Source organism: Polynucleobacter sp. SHI8 (assembly GCF_027944005.1).
Classification (GTDB): Bacteria; Pseudomonadota; Gammaproteobacteria; order Burkholderiales; family Burkholderiaceae; genus Polynucleobacter.
Window position 1 is genome coordinate 1,571,631 of the sequence record NZ_AP027204.1, and the last position, 19,224, is coordinate 1,590,854.

Annotated in this window: 19 protein-coding genes; 12 read left to right on the top strand and 7 right to left on the bottom strand. The window is 40.2% G+C overall.

Features of this window, described 5'->3' with window-relative positions:
* The first annotated feature begins 52 nt into the window (after positions 1 to 52).
* The 3 genes from QMN06_RS07890 to QMN06_RS07900 are packed head-to-tail and all read left to right on the top strand — an operon-like array spanning position 53 to position 3,267.
* On the top strand, positions 53 to 1,054 hold the full coding sequence (locus QMN06_RS07890) for a tripartite tricarboxylate transporter substrate binding protein (protein ID WP_281969582.1): 1,002 nt from the start codon (positions 53 to 55) through the stop codon (positions 1,052 to 1,054).
* Positions 1,055 to 1,071: 17 nt separating this feature from the next.
* The gene (locus QMN06_RS07895; protein ID WP_281969583.1) at positions 1,072 to 2,046 is read left to right on the top strand and encodes a tripartite tricarboxylate transporter substrate binding protein; all 975 of its coding nucleotides are present in this window, start codon (positions 1,072 to 1,074) and stop codon (positions 2,044 to 2,046) included.
* A gap of 45 nt (positions 2,047 to 2,091) precedes the next feature.
* Complete coding sequence (locus QMN06_RS07900) at positions 2,092 to 3,267, top strand: alpha/beta hydrolase (protein ID WP_281969584.1); 1,176 nt, start codon at positions 2,092 to 2,094, stop codon at positions 3,265 to 3,267.
* A 144-nt stretch (positions 3,268 to 3,411) separates the two neighbouring features.
* Here the strand turns inward: QMN06_RS07900 and QMN06_RS07905 are convergent, their stop codons facing one another.
* The gene (locus tag QMN06_RS07905; protein WP_281969585.1) at positions 3,412 to 4,449 is read right to left on the bottom strand and encodes a tripartite tricarboxylate transporter substrate binding protein; all 1,038 of its coding nucleotides are present in this window, start codon (positions 4,447 to 4,449) and stop codon (positions 3,412 to 3,414) included.
* 245 nt (positions 4,450 to 4,694) lie between these two features.
* Between QMN06_RS07905 and QMN06_RS07910 the strand changes: the two genes are divergently transcribed.
* Positions 4,695 to 5,660, top strand: a complete 966-nt coding sequence (locus QMN06_RS07910) for a tripartite tricarboxylate transporter substrate binding protein (protein ID WP_281971751.1) — start codon at positions 4,695 to 4,697, stop codon at positions 5,658 to 5,660.
* Positions 5,661 to 5,750: 90 nt separating this feature from the next.
* On the opposite strand, the gene QMN06_RS07915 is transcribed toward QMN06_RS07910, so the two are convergent.
* Positions 5,751 to 6,590 (bottom strand): hypothetical protein, encoded by an 840-nt coding sequence (locus QMN06_RS07915; protein WP_281969586.1) that lies wholly within the window; start codon positions 6,588 to 6,590, stop codon positions 5,751 to 5,753.
* Positions 6,591 to 6,749: 159 nt separating this feature from the next.
* Between QMN06_RS07915 and QMN06_RS07920 the strand changes: the two genes are divergently transcribed.
* A complete protein-coding gene (locus QMN06_RS07920; RefSeq protein WP_281969587.1) occupies positions 6,750 to 7,703 on the top strand; it encodes a hypothetical protein in 954 nt (317 codons plus the stop codon).
* A 34-nt stretch (positions 7,704 to 7,737) separates the two neighbouring features.
* Here the strand turns inward: QMN06_RS07920 and QMN06_RS07925 are convergent, their stop codons facing one another.
* Both QMN06_RS07925 and QMN06_RS07930 read right to left on the bottom strand, forming a co-directional pair.
* Positions 7,738 to 8,883 (bottom strand): mandelate racemase/muconate lactonizing enzyme family protein, encoded by a 1,146-nt coding sequence (locus QMN06_RS07925; protein WP_281969588.1) that lies wholly within the window; start codon positions 8,881 to 8,883, stop codon positions 7,738 to 7,740.
* Between the two features lie 14 nt (positions 8,884 to 8,897).
* Positions 8,898 to 9,878, bottom strand: a complete 981-nt coding sequence (locus QMN06_RS07930) for a tripartite tricarboxylate transporter substrate binding protein (protein WP_281969589.1) — start codon at positions 9,876 to 9,878, stop codon at positions 8,898 to 8,900.
* A 117-nt stretch (positions 9,879 to 9,995) separates the two neighbouring features.
* Here QMN06_RS07930 and QMN06_RS07935 point away from each other — a divergent pair, with 117 nt between their 5' ends.
* Genes QMN06_RS07935 through QMN06_RS07945 form a run of 3 tightly spaced genes read left to right on the top strand, consistent with a single transcriptional unit; the run spans position 9,996 to position 13,560 of the window.
* The gene (locus QMN06_RS07935; RefSeq protein ID WP_281969590.1) at positions 9,996 to 11,024 is read left to right on the top strand and encodes a tripartite tricarboxylate transporter substrate binding protein; all 1,029 of its coding nucleotides are present in this window, start codon (positions 9,996 to 9,998) and stop codon (positions 11,022 to 11,024) included.
* Between the two features lie 36 nt (positions 11,025 to 11,060).
* Complete coding sequence (locus QMN06_RS07940) at positions 11,061 to 12,440, top strand: MmgE/PrpD family protein (RefSeq protein WP_281969591.1); 1,380 nt, start codon at positions 11,061 to 11,063, stop codon at positions 12,438 to 12,440.
* A 31-nt stretch (positions 12,441 to 12,471) separates the two neighbouring features.
* Positions 12,472 to 13,560: an NAD(P)-dependent oxidoreductase gene (locus QMN06_RS07945; RefSeq protein ID WP_281969592.1), complete on the top strand. Its 1,089-nt coding sequence runs from the start codon at positions 12,472 to 12,474 to the stop codon at positions 13,558 to 13,560.
* Positions 13,561 to 13,753: 193 nt separating this feature from the next.
* Here QMN06_RS07945 and QMN06_RS07950 read toward each other — a convergent pair whose 3' ends face one another.
* The 3 genes from QMN06_RS07950 to QMN06_RS07960 all read right to left on the bottom strand — a co-directional run bounded on the left by QMN06_RS07950 (position 13,754) and on the right by QMN06_RS07960 (position 16,439).
* Positions 13,754 to 14,173, bottom strand: a complete 420-nt coding sequence (locus QMN06_RS07950; RefSeq protein WP_281969593.1) for a PIN domain-containing protein — start codon at positions 14,171 to 14,173, stop codon at positions 13,754 to 13,756.
* A gap of 13 nt (positions 14,174 to 14,186) precedes the next feature.
* On the bottom strand, positions 14,187 to 14,456 hold the full coding sequence (locus tag QMN06_RS07955) for a type II toxin-antitoxin system Phd/YefM family antitoxin (RefSeq protein WP_281969594.1): 270 nt from the start codon (positions 14,454 to 14,456) through the stop codon (positions 14,187 to 14,189).
* A gap of 324 nt (positions 14,457 to 14,780) precedes the next feature.
* On the bottom strand, positions 14,781 to 16,439 hold the full coding sequence (locus QMN06_RS07960) for an amidohydrolase (RefSeq protein WP_281969595.1): 1,659 nt from the start codon (positions 16,437 to 16,439) through the stop codon (positions 14,781 to 14,783).
* Positions 16,440 to 16,592: 153 nt separating this feature from the next.
* Here QMN06_RS07960 and QMN06_RS07965 point away from each other — a divergent pair, with 153 nt between their 5' ends.
* From QMN06_RS07965 to QMN06_RS07980, 4 genes are all read left to right on the top strand, one after another.
* Positions 16,593 to 17,087, top strand: coding sequence for a hypothetical protein (locus QMN06_RS07965; protein ID WP_281969596.1), 495 nt, complete (start codon positions 16,593 to 16,595; stop codon positions 17,085 to 17,087).
* A gap of 141 nt (positions 17,088 to 17,228) precedes the next feature.
* Positions 17,229 to 17,579: a type II toxin-antitoxin system RelE/ParE family toxin gene (locus QMN06_RS07970; RefSeq protein WP_281969597.1), complete on the top strand. Its 351-nt coding sequence runs from the start codon at positions 17,229 to 17,231 to the stop codon at positions 17,577 to 17,579.
* Positions 17,579 to 17,866 (top strand): Fis family transcriptional regulator, encoded by a 288-nt coding sequence (locus QMN06_RS07975; RefSeq protein WP_281969598.1) that lies wholly within the window; start codon positions 17,579 to 17,581, stop codon positions 17,864 to 17,866. The genes QMN06_RS07970 and QMN06_RS07975 overlap by 1 nt, the downstream gene beginning before the upstream one ends.
* A 251-nt stretch (positions 17,867 to 18,117) precedes the next feature.
* Complete coding sequence (locus tag QMN06_RS07980; protein WP_281969599.1) at positions 18,118 to 19,221, top strand: prolyl oligopeptidase family serine peptidase; 1,104 nt, start codon at positions 18,118 to 18,120, stop codon at positions 19,219 to 19,221.
* Positions 19,222 to 19,224: the final 3 nt, after the last annotated feature.

Below are 19,224 nucleotides of genomic sequence, written 5' to 3' on the forward strand. Positions count from 1 at the left end.
AAATAAATTAACTATCGTTATTGGAATCAAATAACATCAGTCGGGAGACATTGTGAATCTGTTCGCAAGGAAATTTCTTTATTGGATATCTGTTTTTTCTATCTCTGGCTTTTTTTGCCTGTCTAATATTTCTGTTGCACAAAACAAATCTGTCTGGCCTGATCGTCCCATCCGAATCATCGTTCCTTTTTCTGCTGGCGGACCCATTGATATCGTATCGAGGCGGGTTGGACAACATCTGAGTGACCGTCTAAAAACTCCGGTAGTTATTGAATATAAAGCTGGTGCCAATGGTTTAATCGGTGCTGATTATGTTGCTAAATCGACTCCTGATGGTTATACGATGTTAATCATGACGGGATCATTTGCTGCTAACGCAGCACTTTATAAAAAATTACCATATGACCCCATCAAGGACTTTGCACCAATTAGCCAAGTCTACCGTAGCTACGGTATGGTCCTTGTCGTCAACAATGATCTTCCTGTAAATTCTGTTAAAGAATTAATTGCTTATTCACAAGCAAATCCCAATAAGCTCAGCTATGGTTCTGGTGGATATGGTAATGCCTCACATTTGGTTGGCGAACTTCTCAATACTCAATATGGAACTTCGATTCTGCATGTGCCTTATAAAGGCTTAGGCCCTGCATACAATGAAGTGGTGGCTAAGCAAGTTGATATGACCTACATCTCGACGGCAATGGCTGCGAATGGTATCAAAGAAAAAATTGTCAAAGGTCTTGCTATTAGTGGCACTGCCCGTTCCCCAGCCATACCCAATGTGCCAACATTCTTAGAATCAGGCATTAAGGGTATCGATCAAGTCTATGGTTGGTCTGGATTATTTTACCCAGCAGGTACTCCTAAAGAGTTCGTTCTAAAAGTTCAACAAGCTTTAGCTGAAGCTCTTAAAAATCCAGAAATAAAAAAACAATTTGAAGAATTGGGTTTAATGCCGATGGGGTCTTCTCCTACAGAATTTACCCAATTTGTTGTGAAAGATATTGAGTTACAAACACAGTTATTCAAAATAGCGAATATTGCTCAACAATAACCATGTAAAGGGAGTTTATGATTGTCTTCAAGCAATTTAACAAGATAGCTTTCGTGGTGGTAATGGCCTCTTGGAGCTTACCTAGCCATGCACAAAACTACCCCAATCGTCCTACTAAAATCATCGTACCTTTTGCAGCTGGTGGTCCTACTGATGTTCAAGCTCGGTGGGCCGCTCAACAACTCAACACGGCTTTTGGTCAACCGTATATTGTGGAAAATAAAGTGGGGGGTGGTGGCGTTCCTGGTGTCGATCAGGTGGTGAAAAGTCCTGCCGATGGGTATACCCTACTCGCTGGTAATCCAGGGCCTCTCACTGCGGCACCTGCCGTTAAAACGAGTATGCCTTACCAAACTACGAAGGATCTCACGCCCATTATGCTCATCGCACGAACGGCTAGCTGTATTGCGATTCACCCAAGTATTCCAGCAAATAATGTGAAGGAATTTGCAGCTTATGTAAAGTCCAACTCCGGAAAAGTAAATTACGGCTCTCCAGGTGTCGGTACGGTTGGTCATCTTTCCATTGAATTATTTTCATCACAAGCGGGTATCAAACTGAATCATATCCCCTATAAAGGTGCGTCTCAATATCAAAATGATTTAGTCGCTGGACACATTCAAGTGGCACAAGTTCAACTGGCAAATTGTATCCCTCTCTTAAAACAAGGAAAATTAAAAACGATTGGTATTACCGCAGACAAGCGTAGTGATCTGCTACCCGATACTCCAACCATCGCTGAGCAAGGTCTAACTGGGTTTCAGAGTTATAACTGGAATGGCATTTTAGGACCTGCGGGTTTGCCCAAAAGCATTACGAACAAAATTCATCAAACACTGAGTAAACAACTCGCCACGAAAGAAAATCAAGAACTTTTTATCTCTCAAGGCTTTGAACCTAGCAATTTCAGTCCTGAAGAATACGGTCAATTTATCCAAGTAGAAATAGAAAAATGGACTAAGGTTGCTAAATTAGCAGACATTAAAGAATAAATCATGAATCATCAATCGTAGTCATTTCTAGAAAAGGAAAACACCATGGCAGAAAAAAAAGACCCACCTTATTTTATGTATTTCCCAGGTAATTATCGTTGGTCAGCCGCGTTTATTAATATGTTAAGTGCTGCCCCTTATGGAGGTTCTGAGATTGGTGAACTACACAAAATCGGTACCAAACTGAAAGGCAAAGCTCCTGAAGATGATGACGCATGGTTCGATGCCTGTACGGAAGTTGCTGATGGTGTTCGTCAATATGCTGATCGCTGGGCAACGCAAGGTAATAACACGTCAGCTGCTCATGCTTACCAACGTGCCGCTAATTATTACCATATGGCAGAGCGTTTTAGAACGCCAAAAGATGAAAAAGCGTTAGATGTGTTTCAACGTGGCGTTGATTCTTTCCATCAATTTATTAAGTTAAGCGATTACAACATAGAAATCGTAGAAGTCCCTTTCGTCGATGGTAGTCTGCCTGGATATTTTGTTCATCCACAAAAGAAAATTGCTGAAAAATCTCCCTGTGTGGTCTACTTCGATGGTCTTGATGTGACCAAAGAAATCCAATTTATGCGTGGTATACCTGATTTAGTCAAACGTGGGTTTTCTGTATTGATTATGGACGGTCCTGGTACTGGTGAAGCGATTCGGTTTCGCAATCATTACTTGCGTCATGACTATGAGGTCGCTGGTAGTGCTTGTCTTGACTTTTTAGAAAAACGCAGCGATGTGGATCCTAAAAAAATTGGGATTGTAGCCATTAGCTTAGGTGGTTACTACGCTCCTCGCTGTGCGGCGATGGATCATCGCTGGGCTGCCTGCATTGCTTGGGGTGCACAGTGGGATTATTACGATACGTGGAAAAAACGTATTGAAGCGCAATTTAAAACATCTCTATCCGTCCCAGGTCATCATATTAATTGGATCCTTGGGGTTGATACGCTCAAGCAAGCATTAGAAACCTTGAAACCTTTCAAATTAGATGGTGTCATGCAACAAATGACATGTCCGTTTTTATTAGTGCATGGTGCGGAAGATGAACAAATTCCATTAGCTGATGCGCAAAAACAATATGATGCTTGCGGCTCAGAGGACAAAACTTTGCGTGTCTATACGGCGGAAGAAGGTGGATCACAGCATTGTCAACGTGACTATCTCACACTCGTAGTTGCTGATATGTGGAACTGGTTTGAAAATAAGTTGATTCGCGGTAAGTAAATGAGTGTGAATCAAAAGTCGAGAAATAGATTTAATGAAGAAGTTATAAATTCATAGAATTTATTTCTCGAGCGATAAAAATTAAACAGAAATATTTAACAAGGGAAACTTTAACTAGTCCCCTGTTCGTCTCATGTTGAAGTCTTATTGCTCTGGTTTGATATTCGCTTGCTTGACTATTTTCGACCAGTTATTGGTCAGTTTTGTCACTTCTGATGTCCATTGCGCGGAACTTCCCCCAGCTGGCGTAAATCCTAATTCAGTGAGGCGCTGCTTCATTTCTGGTGATTGCAAACTTGCATTAAATGTGGCATTAATTTTTTGAACTATTTCTTTTGGTACGCCTGCTGGCAAAAAGATCCCCCAGACAATATTGGCATTGACCTCAGGATAGCCCTGCTCAGCAAATGTCGGCACTTGAGGTAAGGCATCTGCACGCTTATCATTCGTGATGCCTAAACCAATGATTTGTCCCGACTCAACATAGGGTTTTGCGGCTCCTACGGTTGTGAACAAGATACTGACATGTCCGCCTAAGGCATCTGTCATCGCAGGCCCAGCTCCCTTATAAGGCACATGAACTAAATCAACGCCTGCCACAACTTTGAGCATCTCACTGGCCATATGTCCGCCAGTACCAAATCCTGCTGAGGCATAACTTAACTTATTTGGAGAGGTTTTAGCAAGTTGAATAAACTCTTTCAGATTTTTGAAGGGCATCTTACTTGAGGCTAACATGATAGAAGGTGTCGAAACTAATTCGATCACAGGAATCAAATCTTTTTGACTATCATAGGGGAGTTTGGCAAATAAACTAGGGTTGACCAAGAATGCCATATCCACTATCAATGCGGTATATCCATCAGGAGTGCTTTTGGCCACAAAGTCGGTTCCTACAACCGTACTAGCGCCTGGCTTATTCTCAATAATGATGGCTTGACCTAGGGTCTCAGCAAGCTTATTTTGCATCGCCCGAATGATGATGTCAGACCCTCCACCAGGACCATACGGCACAATGATTTTCACTGGTCGAGCAGGATAGGAATTACCGACAACATCTGCTGCAAAACTATTCTGCAGTAGCACGCCAAAAGAAAAAATAACGCTTATTTGAAATAAAATACGTGATCTCATCATTGCTCCAATATCGTATTGATGTACAAAAATCTCTCTTTGAAACATGATATCTCTATTTCTTTAGAGTCTTGATTTTTTGATTCTCACCTTCATCTGTTAACGTTTTCCCTGATATTGATACACTAGGTAGATAATTTCTAATATCGTATTCCTACAAATTTAGTACTTTAAAAACATATCAAAATGACGGAAATTAGCTAACAAGTGGGCTGTGAAAATTTATTGATGACGGGGTTAGTATCAAGTTCTCAATCACATTATTAATATAAGGAGATACGACATTGAAGAATATGATTTGCGCTTTCATCTGCTGCATTTTTTCTTTTGCTAGTTTTTTGGGCCAAGCACAATCTTCGCTCTCCTATCCCTCAAAACCGGTGCGGGTGTATAACCCTTCTTCACCAGGAGGTGGCGCGGATGTGATTGGTAGACTCATCCAACAAGAATTAACGAAAAATCTCGGCCAAACATTTATTGTGGATAATCGTCCTGGCGCAGCAAATATAATCGCCACAGAACTAGCTGCAAAGTCAACACCAGATGGTTACTCATTATTGATGGGCGCTACGGGCAGCTTTGTAACCAATCCATTGGTATATAAGAAACTCTCTTACGCAGTAAGTGATTTTATTCCGATTTCGATGGTTGCCGATGCACCATTCATCTTGAGTGTTCATCCCAGTGTTCCTGCCAATAATTTAGCTGAACTGATTAGTTATGCCAAAGCCAATCCAGGAAAACTTTCATTTGCTTCTTTTGGTAATGGTAGTTCTTCTCATATGGCTGGCGAATACTTTCAGATTCTAACGGGCACAAAATTAATCCACGTTCCCTATAAAGGTAGTGCTCCTGGTATGGCTGATTTGCTTGCTGGCAATATTACGATGACCTTTGACAGTGGCTTATCTTCAATCCCTAATATACAAGCCAAAAAGATTCGTCCAATCGCTGTTGCCGCGTCTAAGAGATTGGTTAACTTACCTGAAGTCCCAACTTTTGCTGAATTAGGTATTGGAAATTTTTATGCTGGCTCATGGTATGGCTTTTTTGCCCCAGTAGGAACTCCTCGTGAGATTGTCAATTTACTGAATAAGAATATCCATCAAATTGTGGCTATGCCAGAAATTTCTGCAAGGATCCAAAACCTAGGTGCCACTGTACAAGTCAACACCCCGGAAGAATACTCTGCACAAATTGCAAAAGAAACTGAACAATGGGCAATGGTCATTCAAAAAGCAAAAATTCAATTGGAATAAGATAGGCTAACCAAATTAATTTCCTCATTCCAACCAATCTCATAATCGGTTTCTTGTTCTGACAACATTCTCTTGAACAATGGTTAATTATTATTGAGGACGATATGGTTTATTTACTTCTTCTAAATCATACATAAATTTTTGCTCATCAAACGGAATGACTTTTACTATATCTTTATTTACTGCAGCTTTACTCATCTCTTTTGTAAAGATTTTGGTTGAAACTTTCAAATCAAAGTATTTTTTATTCTTGGCATATACAGCCTCAACAACCGAATTAATTTCTGATAAATCACAGATTTGCTCTTTTGCGTCACCACATGCGCCACCATTTTCAGCAAAGGTACTCAAGTCAGCAATTTCAATAATCTTATTCTCTTTTTGCAAATATAAACTGATGCCGCCAGCAATATATCCCATATTGCCATAAGCATCTTCTAAGATCCACCCTAATTGTCCATCACTACCGGCACGATAAGTTTTAACTGCATTAGGTGTGCCATAAAAGCCATTATTAATTTCATCACTTTCAGCAATCACTCTGAATTGATCGTTCATATCTTCCATCAAGAAAAGTGTCACTAATCCCGTACTAGCATGATAATTAGCCAAACTGCCATCTTTTTCTAATGGCGATCCTGACTCAACAACATAAAGTAATTCACTATTATTGATTTCATTCGTCGCAATCACTTTTAATGTCACACAGTAAGTGCCAGCCCCAAATACTCTGACATAACATTGATGTTGCTCGTTAAATTTTTTGTAACGAGATTTAAAAAACTCTTGAACGCGATAGGCAGGGTCTGGTTTATTTAATACTTGGTTTTTAGTATTTTTATTTTGGGATGAATCTTCTTGAGATTTGCCACATCCAAAGAGAGTCAATACCGCGATGATCAATAAGACTGCTTGAAAAGTTTTTTTCATTTTATAAACCTGGTTATTTTATTTTTAGATTTTAAACCCGTTTCATGAGTGTTCTTTTCCTATGATTCGATAAACCATTAACAATATATGAATATCACAATCCTTAGGCATACTTGTGATTAACTAAAACAATCTAATCATTGGTAAATTGATCACATCATGAGAACATTTGTAATACTGTGTTTCGCACTCATAACAAACTTTGCATTTGCTCAAGAAGAAATGATTATTTCTTGCCAAATCCAAAAGTATGAATGGAAACAATACCAAATTGATCCGCAAAAAAGACGGGGTAAAAGTGGAGATCGTGAGACCATCAATAAAAATGAGGGAGATTTTCCGAATGCTTTCTTATTTAGAATAGATTCTCAAGGAATCACTCCTCTCGATAGCGCTAGCCCAATTTCCACGATGTATTTTCAGAAAAATAATGATATAACCGAGTTAAAAAATACGAACTCAAACTACAAATGGGGTATCAATCAAACAAGAATATCTGGCGCTAAAGATGCCATCATGATTAGTCGCGAGGGCGGGAAATTAATTTATACATCCAATTCTGCAAAGCAGCCTGATGGCGATGTCGATGTCTATACGAGCTTAAAACTAGAAGGTATTTGTAGCGAACAACATCCAACGACCAAACAATTACAAGCAATTACGCCAATCCCAACCGGAAATATTGAATCAGCCAAATGGGAATTTGTTGGGCATGAGTATCTATTTCGTGATGATGACATCATTGATAACTATGATCGGGATTTTTATTTAGCAAAAAATACTGCTACAACAATCGATGATCAACAGCACATGTTTCTATATTTTAATATCGCTAAGACGCCAGGTAAGACTCCGCAAGTATCAGGACAAATTTATCAATCAGTCCTAGTTTACGGCTACCCGATTTGTAGTCGAAATCTATTTATGCCAAAAGAAATCAAATATTTTTCAGCTTCTGATCTAAAAGGTAAGTTGATTAATACCGAACAGGCGGAATGGAAAAAATACGTGAATAAAAACTTTATTCAGTTAAAGAGTATTGTTTCTCAAAGCAAGCGCCAAGGTAGAGAAATGAACTTATATCTTACCTTGTGTAAAAAGCCGATTCAGTAACGAATCTCTTAGTTGTGGATATTAACTCTCAAAATCAATCTATTCTGACTGATTGTAAATAATCTTCATCAATGACCATTCCCCATCCTGGTTCTGTGGGTAATGTATACATTCCGTCTTTAAAGGGTTGCTTAGCTTGATTAGCAATTAAGCGATAAAAGAAGGGGTCACGCCAAGGCATCATCACTTCGCCATAGATACCATTTGGTATTCCTGCCGACATCATCAACCCAAACTGTGGCTCAAGATGCTGCATCACTTTAACGCCAAATGCATGAGCGATATTTGCTACTCTGCGCCATTCTGTTGGCCCACCTCCCCAACTGCTATCGAAATTACAAATATCAATGGCATTGGCCTGCATTAAATCACGGCAACCAAAGCGTGTTAATTCACTTTGACCTGCAGCAATAGGAACTCCTGCAATGGAACGTACTAAGGCCATTTCTACACGGTCATTATCCCACTTACAGGGCTCTTCCAACCAACTGAGATTGAGGTCTTTGGTGATTTTGGCAAACTCAAGTGCTTCAGTAAGGCTCCAAGCTTGATTGGCATCACAGCCCAAAATAAAATCATCACCACCTGCCCTGCGAACCGCCTCAGCACGCAATGCATCCTCTCTTGGACTCTTACCACCCATCTTTAATTTAAGTCCATGTATCCCAAATGCTTTGAGTTCTTCAACTTCTTGTTGTAGTCCTTCTAAATCATCTTTTTCGCGGTAATAACCACCAATGGCAAATACCCGTATCTGTTTTTTTGCACCACCCCATAAAACATGAATGGGCAGATTAACGAGCTTACCGATGGCATCATGCAAAGCGCTATCAATACATGACTGTGCTCGAAGTGCAATGCGGCGATCGCGTAAGAATGGCTCTGTGGCTTTACGCGTTAATAACCAAGCATCTTCAATGGCTGCCACTTCATGACCAATTAACATGGGTGCCATTTCTTGCTGAATCATTTGGATTACAGATGCTTGCAAGGCATCATCATTGCCATTAAAACATTCGCCAATCACCCCTGCATCGGTATGAATACGGGTCAATATCGTACAACGATGGGACAGTTTTAAGGTCGAGCCTGTCGCCACTTTTTCCATTTTGACTTTTAAAGGAATGGCTTCAATCCTCGTAATTTTTGCATTCATCAAGCTTTGTTGTGCATTCATCATGTTCTTTGATCAAATTACTCTGGTTGTATCTTTAGGTTTTTAATCAGTTGTGCCCATTTTTGGGATTCTGTTTCCATAAACTTGCCAAACTCATCAGGGCCTAAATAGGCAACTGTGGCACTTTCATCCGCTAATTTTTTAATGGTTTCTGGTTTAGACAAAATGTCGGCAATGGTCATCGATAACTTTTGGATTACTTCAGGGGGCGTTCCTGCTGGTGCCAATATGCCCCACCAATTATCTGCATCATAGCCTTTAAGCCCTACTTCAGCGGCCGTAGGCACATCGGGAAGTACGGGCTGACGTTTATTGCCACTCACAGCAAGGGGTCGCAGACGATCGGCTTTAATCAATGACAAGCCTTGCAAAATGGTACCAATTGAAATTTGGGCATGACCAGCAGCGACATCTGCAAGTGCTGCACCTGCACCCTTGTATGGAACGTGGACTAATTGCAAACCGGCTTGACTGGCAAACATTTCGCTCACTAAATGCTGGGAACTCCCAACGCCTGAAGAAACAAAATTAACTTGTCCTGGTCTAGCTTTGACATAAGCGATCAACTCGGGGAGAGTTTTGACAGGCATTCCAGGATACACACTAATTACTTGCGGAGCAGAACCTAGTCTTGCTATTGGGGAAAAATCTTTGATCGGGTGATAGGCTAATTTTTTATATAAAGAAGCATTTGCTGTATGGGGTGTAGAAATTAATAACAGGGTATAACCATCAGGCTTGGACTTGGCGACCATGTCGGTTCCCAATGTACCTCCTGCCCCGCCACGGTTATCCACGACAAAGGGCTCGCCTAAGCGTTTTTGTAATTGATCTGCAATAAAGCGACCCACAATATCATTACTTCCTCCGGTGGCAAAAGGAATTACTAATCGAACTGCACGATTGGGGTAGGCATTATCAGCATTTGCCAAATGAGGAAAAAACCAAACAAGTAATATTAATTTAAAGAATACGTTGCGGAAAGATGGATTAATCATTGAGGTCTCTAATTGATTTTGTTTTTATTTGTCACTATTTTAGTACACATCAAGACAAATACTTTTGATGCATATTAATTTGCGATAATAGGAAAAAATTAACTACATCTCGGAGACATGACATTGATACTGAATCAACTATTTTTGCGCATTCATAAAAAAATGTTCTTATTGACTCTCTTGACGATGCAATGTTTTGCATTGGTTTTTAGTCAACATGTATCAGCCCAATCTCAAAATTTAGGCAACTATCCCAATAAGCAGATTCAATTTATTGTGCCTTTTCCCCCGGGTGGTCCTGCCGATGTGCAAGCGCGTATTGTTGGTCAAAAATTGAGTACTCGCTGGAAACAACCTGTACTGATTGATAATCGTCCTGGTGCAGGAGGTAGTATCGGTGCTGAATTCGTTGCCAGAGCCCCTGCCGATGGCTATACGTTTTTGTATACCACTTCTGGTCCGATCAGTGTGAATCCTATTTTTAGTAACTCCTCATTTGATCCTCTGAAAAATTTATCTTCGGTCATTCTGACTTCGACTCTCTCGAGTGTGATGGTCGTTAACCCTTCTCTGAATATCAAAAGCATTAATGAACTGATTCAATATGCCAAAGACAATCCTGGAAAACTGAACTATGCAAGTTCTGGCAATGGAAGTACAAGTCATTTATCAATGGAGCAATTTAATCGCTTAGCAGGTGTGCAAATAACGCGTATTCCCTACAAGGGCGCGGCACCAGCAATTAATGATCTTCTGGGTGGCAATGTGCAAGTGATGCTCATGGGATTGACTTCTGTCTTGCCCTTCCTCGAATCTGGCAAGCTCACGGCAATTGGTGTTTCTAGTTTAAAACCTTCGCCACTGGCCCCTAAAATCCCGACGATTGCCTCAAGCGGTATGAATGGTTTCGAGGCAAGTAACTGGTTGGGTGTCTTTGCCCCACCCAATACTCCAGCAGAAATTGTTAACAAAATGAATGCTGAAATCTACGCCATCATGAAACTGTCCGATGTAAAAGAGCGGCTTTTTAAAGAGGGCTTTGAACCAATGCCAACGTATACTCCTTCACAATTTAAAGACTTTATCCAAAAAGATATAGCAAAGTGGTCAAAAATTATTAAAGATTCAAATATCACAACGGATTAAATCCAAACAACCATGAAGAATCAATAGGAGATTGTGTTGCCAAATATTACCCAAAAACTTATCCATACTTGCCTACATCTTTTACCAAAGCAAGTTGGTGAACCAGAAATCAATGCGGCGCGTAAATGTCTAGTTGATAGTTTAGCAACCGCTCTAACTGCCTATCAAGAGGAGCCGATTAATATTCTACGTTCACTGACCATTGAGGCATCGGCACAGGGTCAAAGTACGGTGATTGGGTACGGGGAAAAATCCCGTCCAGCGGATGTTGCTCTGGTCAATGGCACGATGATTAGTCTGCAGTTATTTGACGACAATCAAGCAGAAATGCGTGGCCATCCTTCTGGGCCCCTCTTGCCTGCGGTACTAGCTTTAGCTGAACTCAATAATCAAACGATTGATGAAGCACTCAAAGCATTTGTGATTGGGTATGAAGTGGAATGTAGGCTTGGTACTCTGATCAATCCGTCGCATTATGAAATGGGCTGGCATGCAACTGCAACACAAGGTACTTTAGCGGCGGTGGTGGCAAGTGGCATCCTCTTACAACTGAGTGATGAACAAATGGCTCATGCACTGGGTATCGTGACTTCGATGATGGGTGGGGTACGTCGTAACTTCGGCACAATGACGATGTCGATGCATAGTGGTATGGCTGCCAGTAATGGTGTTCGAGCTGCACAACTTGCGCAAAAAGGCTTTACGGGTGATCCTCAAATTTTTGATGGGCCAATGAATCTGTGTGAGGTTTTTTCTAGGGAATGGACATCCGATCCTCTAGAACAAAGCTTAGATGATTGGGGTAAGCCTTTTATGATTGTCTCACCAGGCGCTACATTTAAACTCTATCCCTGTGGTCGTCCACCGCTCTTTGCGGTTGACTGTGCGTTAGCGATTCAGGATCGTCATCATATTTTGCCAAAAGATATCAAATCCATTCGTTGTGATGTGAGCTTTTTATTTCCAAGAACGTTGATTCATACGCATCCAACAAATGGTCTTCAAGCAAAAGCTTCTTTACAGTACTGTATCGCCACAAGCCTCTTAGACGGCAGACCTACTCTGCATTCTTTTAGTGATGCCATGGTCAATCGTGCAGAAATTACAAAAATCATTGATTTAATTGAAGTGAATGTTCCGCCTCATCTGTCGGAAGATATTCCTGCAGTCAGAAAAGCACCCTTTGCACAACCTGTAACTCTCGTCATTGAAACGCTCGATGGACAGATCTTCTCAGAAACTGTTCCAATCCACAAAGGTTCACCAAAAAATCCCGCTTCTGAAGCCGACTTAAAACAAAAATTTATCGACTGTGCAAAGATGCATATGCCTTTGAATCGCGCCGATGAAACTCTGGCCTATATGCAAGATGGCAAACATTCGATTCGAACACTCATGCAATTGGTTACTGTGTAATTATTGCGCCACTATTTAATAAGGATTTTTTATGCCGTGTATTTTAGTAGAAGAAGATCGTATTCTCCGTTTGGTTCAAGTGATTCTGAGTCAAGAAACGACCCAAGAGCGCTTAGATGCTTTTACTGACTTTAACTCCACGGACCAACCGGATTTTCCGGGTTGGCTTAGTGCCATTCGAGGATCGTTAGATCAGTTGTACCCATCTGATGTGAAATTGATTAATAGTCAAGAAGAGATGCATCAATATTTGCCGCAGGCACATATTCTGATTGTTGAAAGTTTACAGGTTGGTAAAGCCGAACTAGAGATGGCTAAGCAATTATCTGTCGTCTATAAATTTGGCACGAATCTGGATAATATCGATCAGCAAGCCTGTAAAGAACATGGGATGCCTTTATTTACGCTGCGCAGAAGAACCAATACAGCAATGGCTGAACATACAATGATGTGCATCTTAGCTCTGGCAAAAAGGTTGCCGTTGATTAATGGCTTAATCACGAAAGATCGTTTAGCCGCTGCTAACTTTGGCTTTAGGCCTTACGATACGCGTCATACGGCTGGGGCTAATTTTGCTCGTGTACCACAGCTATTGACTCTGAGGGGTTGTACTTTGGGCTTGCTCGGTTGTGGAGAGATTGGTCAAGAAGTGGCATTGATGGCAAAAGCCTTTGGTATGAAAGTCCTTTACCACAAACGTCAAGCTCTCAGTCCTGAGGAAGAGTCCCTTTTAGGGGTTGAGTACCGCTCATTTACAGACTTATTTTCTGAGTCGACCTTTGTCAGTGTTCATGTGCCTTTCTCAGAAGCAACAAAAGACTTAGTCGATACATCATCTTTAGCACTCATGTCAAAAGGGTCTTTTTTAATTAATACTTCAAGAGCGCCGATTGTGAATCATGATGCTTTAGTAGAGGCGTTACAGACTGGGCAACTTGCAGGAGCAGCATCCGATGTGCACTATACAGAGCCGGCTGCAGAAAATGAACCTTTACTGAACATGAATCAAGTGATTCTGACGCCGCATTTAGGCGGAGGTTCTCGTATGAATGGTCTTCTTGATGCTCAGGAAATGTTACTTACGATCCAAGGGGTCATGAAAAAATTGTCTGCAGTTTGACATTCCTCTGCTTGATAAAATAATCTATATTAAATGCCCTAATTAATGGTGGAAAATGCACCAAAAGTTAAATAATTAAAAAGTTATTTAACTACTGAGAAGTAGTATCTATGCCTTAGCCCCTTTTGAAAATATACCGCCGAATTTATAAAGAAAGTAAAGCTTCATAAAGTATATTAAATACTTTTTAAAATTAACGAAAGTAAATTTCAATTCGATTGGATGTCCATGTAGCAACTCCAGTGCCAAAAAAATCAGCATCTTCAGTCCATACAGGGCAACCAAGCATCATTGCACAGGCCAAAACTGGCCAGTCATCGGCATCTCGAAAAGCAATCTGTTGCAGAGCCTTTTGTTGCATACTTTGATACAAAATAATATCAATCGGATGAATAATGGTTTCAAGTTGATCCAGTACTGACATCGCAGCACTCTCATTAATGTTACGCTTTTTTAGAATATCAGGTAAATACTTTCTGGCATCTAGGTAAGCAATATCAGGAGCAAAAAACTTTACTGAATCAGCATTTAAAACAATGAGATCTCGAACTTTTTTTCCTAAAACAGCACGAATCAAAATATTTGCGTCTAAAACAATTGCTTTTCCACTCATGCAACCTTAGCTTTCATTTTTTTACAGTTGTATTAGCATTTCGACGTGCTATTTTGAAATCAGAAACTACAGATTCAATATCAATTTTTTTAGCGGCAAGAATTTTATCAAGTGCTTTACTGGCATTTTTCAAAGCGGTCATATCAGATTCAGCCTGTCCATTGGTTGGTATGAAATATCCAACTGTTTGACCATGTCGAGTGATTGCAACCGCTGAATTAGAAGCGATGAACTCAGCTAGTCCAGATCGGAATTCGCGAATACCTACTTTTGTTGTTTGCATATTTATCACCTCAGAATGTGTATCTATGTGTACACATTTTACCATTAAAGATAACGTAAAACAAGGATATTATTTTATTTAACCAACCGCGAGGAAGAATTCTAAAATTATATTTAGATCGTTGGGCATTATTGACCACTCTACGTATCTAAAGCAAGGCGCTTTAGGCTTCTTTTGGTAATTTCATGTATTAAAGTGACTTGGTCGTTTGCATATTTTGATACGCTGATTGACTTTACGGAAATACGAAGGTATTTATCAAAATGTAGGCAGTGAACTATACGAATAAAAACTGGGTCGATAACTTACGAAACTTAAAAAGTTTTAGGGAGTTTTTGACTCATACACGACTCGACCCCCAACAACAGTCATGAGGGGCTTGATAAACCGAATCTCGTCCTCTGGAATGGTTAAGTAGTCTTTATCTAAAACAACAAAATCGGCTAGCATGTCTTTTGCTATGGTGCCTTTCTTATTCTCCTCCCAAGTAAACCATGCACCTCCATGGGTATAGATCTTAAGCGCTTCTTCTCGAGTGAGTTTTTGCGTAGGTCTGACCACATCACCCCGCCAATTTTTTCCGGAGATTAACCAGTGTAATGAGATAAAAGGTCGGTAAGAGGAGGATGTGGTGCCATCAGTTCCACCTGCTAATGTAATGCCACTCTGATAGACGGATTTTACTGGTGGGCTATCAATTGCCCTATCACCCCAATTGGTCTTCATCAAATCACTTCCTAAGGATTGTCGATTTTGCATCTGCAATCCCATACCAAGCTTCTTCATCCTTGCCATAATCGCAGGTGTAATCTGCTCAGCATGCAAAAAGGTAATCCGCATATCTTTAATTGATGTCTTTTGATCAACCGCCTCTAATGAATCTAACATGTCATTCATCGTGGTTTCTAGAGTTGCATGAAATTGAAAGTTAATCTTATCGGGAACCCCTAAAGCAACGATTTGGCGTAGTTCTTCTTTTGCATCATTACTGATCGGAAACTGTTTTGGAAAATAGCCATCACCTACCGAATTTAAAACACCTTCTCCTAGTCCATTGAGAAGCAACATGTCATCACTTTTACCTTTGGCAGAATTGGCAATCCATTTTTGTGCATCTTTGTAGTTGACTGTTGGGAAATGCAGCCCTACTCGCAAGCTCATTTGCTTGCGTCGCCAGGCTTCAAACAAAATGTCATAATCTCCCTCATCCACCCCAATCCCAAAGGTCTCTCCAACACTTGTCAAACCTGCTTGGTTAAAGTCCTTCATTGCTAAAACTAATCCTTCAATTTTTTCATCTAAACTTAATTTTGGAAATTGTCTAAGCGCTAACACTTGGCCATTAAAGCCTTTTATCAAACCATTAAAATCACCATTTATATCTTTGCCAATACTAACTCCAACTGGCATTGGAGTAGTTCCTGTGATGCCGCTTTTCTGCATCGCTTGGGAATTCATTTGCCCTACTTCCCTTAAGGCTTGAATATAGACTGGGTGATCTGGTGCAACCTGATTGAGTTCTGCTAAGGTTGGCATGCGACCTTCTTTAATTTGACTTGGATGCCAGCCTCCTAGAGTTAAAATCCATGTGCCCTTTGGGGTGTTTTGCGCACGCACTCGAATGAGCTGAAGTATATCTGCTAGATTTGTTGCTTCATCTAATCGAACTTCATATTGCCAATACATTCCAGCTCGAACCATATGGATATGGCCATCATTTAATCCAGGAATAATCGTTTTATTCCGTGCGTCGATAACTTTTGTGTTGTCTCGAATCAGTTGCTGTATGTCGTTATTACTGCCGACTTGAATAAATTTTCCTGCTTGAACTGCAAAAGCCTCTGCTCTTGGATACCTTGTATCTACTGTAAGCACCTTGGCATTCAGAACGACTAATTCTGGTCCAGACTTCGAGACATCTTGAACCATGCTTTTGCAAGAAACAAGAAGTAAACACAGTAATGTGAGAAATAGTCTATTCATTTTTATCATCTCTTTATTCTATCAACAGCCTAAAACTATTTTTAACATATCAATACTTCAGAGTGAGAATTCGTTCACACAAGATTAAGATCATATTTTCTTATATACACTCATATGTAAGTTAGCATAATCGATCGGTGGTACAGTTGCCCTATGAAAATACTTATTTTATGGATGGCCCTTCTTTCACTCGTTGGATGTAGTAAAAATATAGAAAAAGAAAAGATTTCTCTCTCGTGTAAAGGCCTCCTAACGTCAGTTTTAACGAAAAATGACGGCACTCTTGTGGAGTCTGCCCCCAAAGAGGTTAATGCTTTGATGACGGTCACCTATGTTCCCGTATCCACTTCAAATGATCCTAGCAAATATAGTGATGTATGGCTCATTGAGTCTGATGATCCTGATTTTTCATTTATCACCTATAACCATCGTAGCGAAAATGATGTGAAACATATGTCGGTTGTCGTGGATGAGAAAAACATCCGAGTCAATGGCAGTCACTTAACAAAAGGGCGCGATAAGACGGTCAAAGTTTTAATCAACCGTGCTTCTGGTGAAATGACTAAGCAAGAAATCAATTTCCTACCGGAATACACCAACCCACAAATTTCTGAATACAAAGGTATTTGTCAAAACCTATCAAAATAATAATTTTCAAACATTGATTTCGCTTGATCTCTTAACCCTATCCAAACTCTCTTTTCTTCTCCTCCAACATACAGAACTTAATTTTTGAGCTAGATTGATCATATTCTTTACATAACGTATCTTTTTTGATACAATATTTTCATGTCTCCAATCAAATTAAAAGTTAAGTTTTACAAAACAGATTCTGGCTCAGAACCTGTTAGAGAGTGGCTAAAGCAACTAGATCTAATCGATAAAAAAGTTATCGGTGCAGATATTAAAACAGTTCAATTTGGTTGGCCTCTTGGTATGCCTCTTGTAGGTTTTATTGAATCTGGATTATGGGAAGTAAGAAGTAGGTTGCAAAGTCATCGCATTGCAAGAGTTTTATTTCTTTGCGAAAAAGATTTTATGGTTTTGATATACGGTTTTATAAAAAAACAGCAAAAAACACCGCTGCCCGATTTGCAGCTTACACGCAGTCGAATCAAAAAACTGAAAGGAATAATTTAATGAAGTCAAAATATATTGGTTCTGATTTTGATGATTTCTTAAATGAAGAATCTCTTTTGCAAGAAGCTACAGCAATTGCTGTCAAAAGAGTGATTGCATGGCAAATCGAACAAGCAATGGAAAAACAAAATATAAATAAAACATTAATGGCACAAATGATGCACACCAGTCGTGCTTCACTGAATCGACTTTTAGATGAAACAGATACAAGCTTAACTTTAGCTACACTATCTAGTGCAGCTGTTGTTTTAGGTAAAAAAATTCAGATCAAACTCATACCAGCTTAAAAATAAAGTGCTTACCCCATCATAATTAATTCATGCACCACTGAAAATCAACTGAGACTGTGTAGTACCCCCTAAAAAGTAAACTATTTAGGAATTGTATTTTCTGTTATTTGTGGCACTTTAAAAAATAGTTGCTTAGTTGTGATTTTTGGATATGATAGATATTATATTTATAAAACCACTAACATCATTTCTCACACGTACTTTGTGAGTCTTGCATGCAGGTGTATGCCTAAGGAGACAGAAGTTTAATGAGTAAAGATCCACGAGTTGAATCAGCTATTGCCCATTGGGCACCACGTTTTGTGTCCAATGGTATTTTACTGACCGATTTTCAGGAAGTGACACAAGGAATTGATCGCTGGGAGGATTGGACTAGTGCTTGGAGTAAAAGAGCCCTTGTCCACGAAAATCTCGGAAAAGAGGCATTAGAGCAACAATATTTCTTCAGTGCTAGTGAGCATTTATCCCGCGCTGCGGTGTATTATCATTTTGCCAAATTCGTATCGGTACATGATATTGGTGAGATGAGGGCAGCTCACATGAAGGCGGTTGAATGTAAACAATTAGCATTGCCACATATGCGCCCACCAGCGGTACGCGTTGAAATTCCTTATTTAGGAAAGACTTTGGCTGGTTTCTTAAGATTGCCTCATGCTGCCAATAACAATGGAGCATCAAGCAATCATCAAAAACCACCCGTACTCATTATGGTGCCAGGCCTAGACTCAGCTAAAGAAGAGCTTGAAGCTTATGAGCTCCCTTTTTTGGCACGAGGCATGGCTACTTTATTGGTAGATGGTCCAGGCCAAGGTGAAGCTGAATATGATTTCCCAATTCGTGGGGATTATGAGGTGCCTGTCAAGGCAATGGTCGACTGGTTGATGCTGAGAAATGATATTGATCATTCCCGGATTGGTTTATGGGGTGTGAGCTTAGGTGGCTACTACGCTCCTCGAGCAGCTGCTTTTGAAAAACGCTTGAAAGCTTGTATTGGTCTTGCGGGACCTTATGATTTTTCTGATACTTGGGAGCAGTTGCCACCACTTACTAGAGAGGCATTTCGGGTCAGAAGTCATTTGGCGACTGAGGCGCAGGCGAAGGAATATAGTCAAACGCTGACGATGAAAAATGGCATTGCTCAACAAATTACTTGCCCTTTGTTTTTAGTTACTGGCAAGTTAGATCGGTTAATACCTTGGCAGGATACCAAGCGAATGGCAGATGAGGCTTCTGGCTCAACAGAACTATTAATTGTCGAAGATGGTAATCATATTGCGAATAACCGCCCTTACCGATATCGACATCGAACAGCAGATTGGATGGCTGAGCAATTAGATTTGCCACGTATATAGTAA

What these genes read in the sequence shown, in the direction of transcription:
- QMN06_RS07895 (WP_281969583.1), top strand. Translation starts at nt 1,072, where the DNA reads ATGATTGTCTTCAAGCAATTTAACAAGATAGCTTTCGTGGTGGTAATG.
- QMN06_RS07900 (WP_281969584.1), top strand. Translation starts at nt 2,092, where the DNA reads ATGGCAGAAAAAAAAGACCCACCTTATTTTATGTATTTCCCAGGTAAT.
- QMN06_RS07905 (WP_281969585.1), bottom strand. Translation starts at nt 4,449, where the DNA reads ATGTTTCAAAGAGAGATTTTTGTACATCAATACGATATTGGAGCAATG.
- QMN06_RS07910 (WP_281971751.1), top strand. Translation starts at nt 4,695, where the DNA reads ATGATTTGCGCTTTCATCTGCTGCATTTTTTCTTTTGCTAGTTTTTTG.
- QMN06_RS07915 (WP_281969586.1), bottom strand. Translation starts at nt 6,590, where the DNA reads ATGAAAAAAACTTTTCAAGCAGTCTTATTGATCATCGCGGTATTGACT.
- QMN06_RS07920 (WP_281969587.1), top strand. Translation starts at nt 6,750, where the DNA reads ATGAGAACATTTGTAATACTGTGTTTCGCACTCATAACAAACTTTGCA.
- QMN06_RS07925 (WP_281969588.1), bottom strand. Translation starts at nt 8,883, where the DNA reads ATGATGAATGCACAACAAAGCTTGATGAATGCAAAAATTACGAGGATT.
- QMN06_RS07930 (WP_281969589.1), bottom strand. Translation starts at nt 9,878, where the DNA reads ATGATTAATCCATCTTTCCGCAACGTATTCTTTAAATTAATATTACTT.
- QMN06_RS07935 (WP_281969590.1), top strand. Translation starts at nt 9,996, where the DNA reads ATGACATTGATACTGAATCAACTATTTTTGCGCATTCATAAAAAAATG.
- QMN06_RS07945 (WP_281969592.1), top strand. Translation starts at nt 12,472, where the DNA reads ATGCCGTGTATTTTAGTAGAAGAAGATCGTATTCTCCGTTTGGTTCAA.
- QMN06_RS07950 (WP_281969593.1), bottom strand. Translation starts at nt 14,173, where the DNA reads ATGAGTGGAAAAGCAATTGTTTTAGACGCAAATATTTTGATTCGTGCT.
- QMN06_RS07955 (WP_281969594.1), bottom strand. Translation starts at nt 14,456, where the DNA reads ATGCAAACAACAAAAGTAGGTATTCGCGAATTCCGATCTGGACTAGCT.
- QMN06_RS07960 (WP_281969595.1), bottom strand. Translation starts at nt 16,439, where the DNA reads ATGAATAGACTATTTCTCACATTACTGTGTTTACTTCTTGTTTCTTGC.
- QMN06_RS07965 (WP_281969596.1), top strand. Translation starts at nt 16,593, where the DNA reads ATGAAAATACTTATTTTATGGATGGCCCTTCTTTCACTCGTTGGATGT.
- QMN06_RS07970 (WP_281969597.1), top strand. Translation starts at nt 17,229, where the DNA reads ATGTCTCCAATCAAATTAAAAGTTAAGTTTTACAAAACAGATTCTGGC.
- QMN06_RS07975 (WP_281969598.1), top strand. Translation starts at nt 17,579, where the DNA reads ATGAAGTCAAAATATATTGGTTCTGATTTTGATGATTTCTTAAATGAA.
- QMN06_RS07980 (WP_281969599.1), top strand. Translation starts at nt 18,118, where the DNA reads ATGAGTAAAGATCCACGAGTTGAATCAGCTATTGCCCATTGGGCACCA.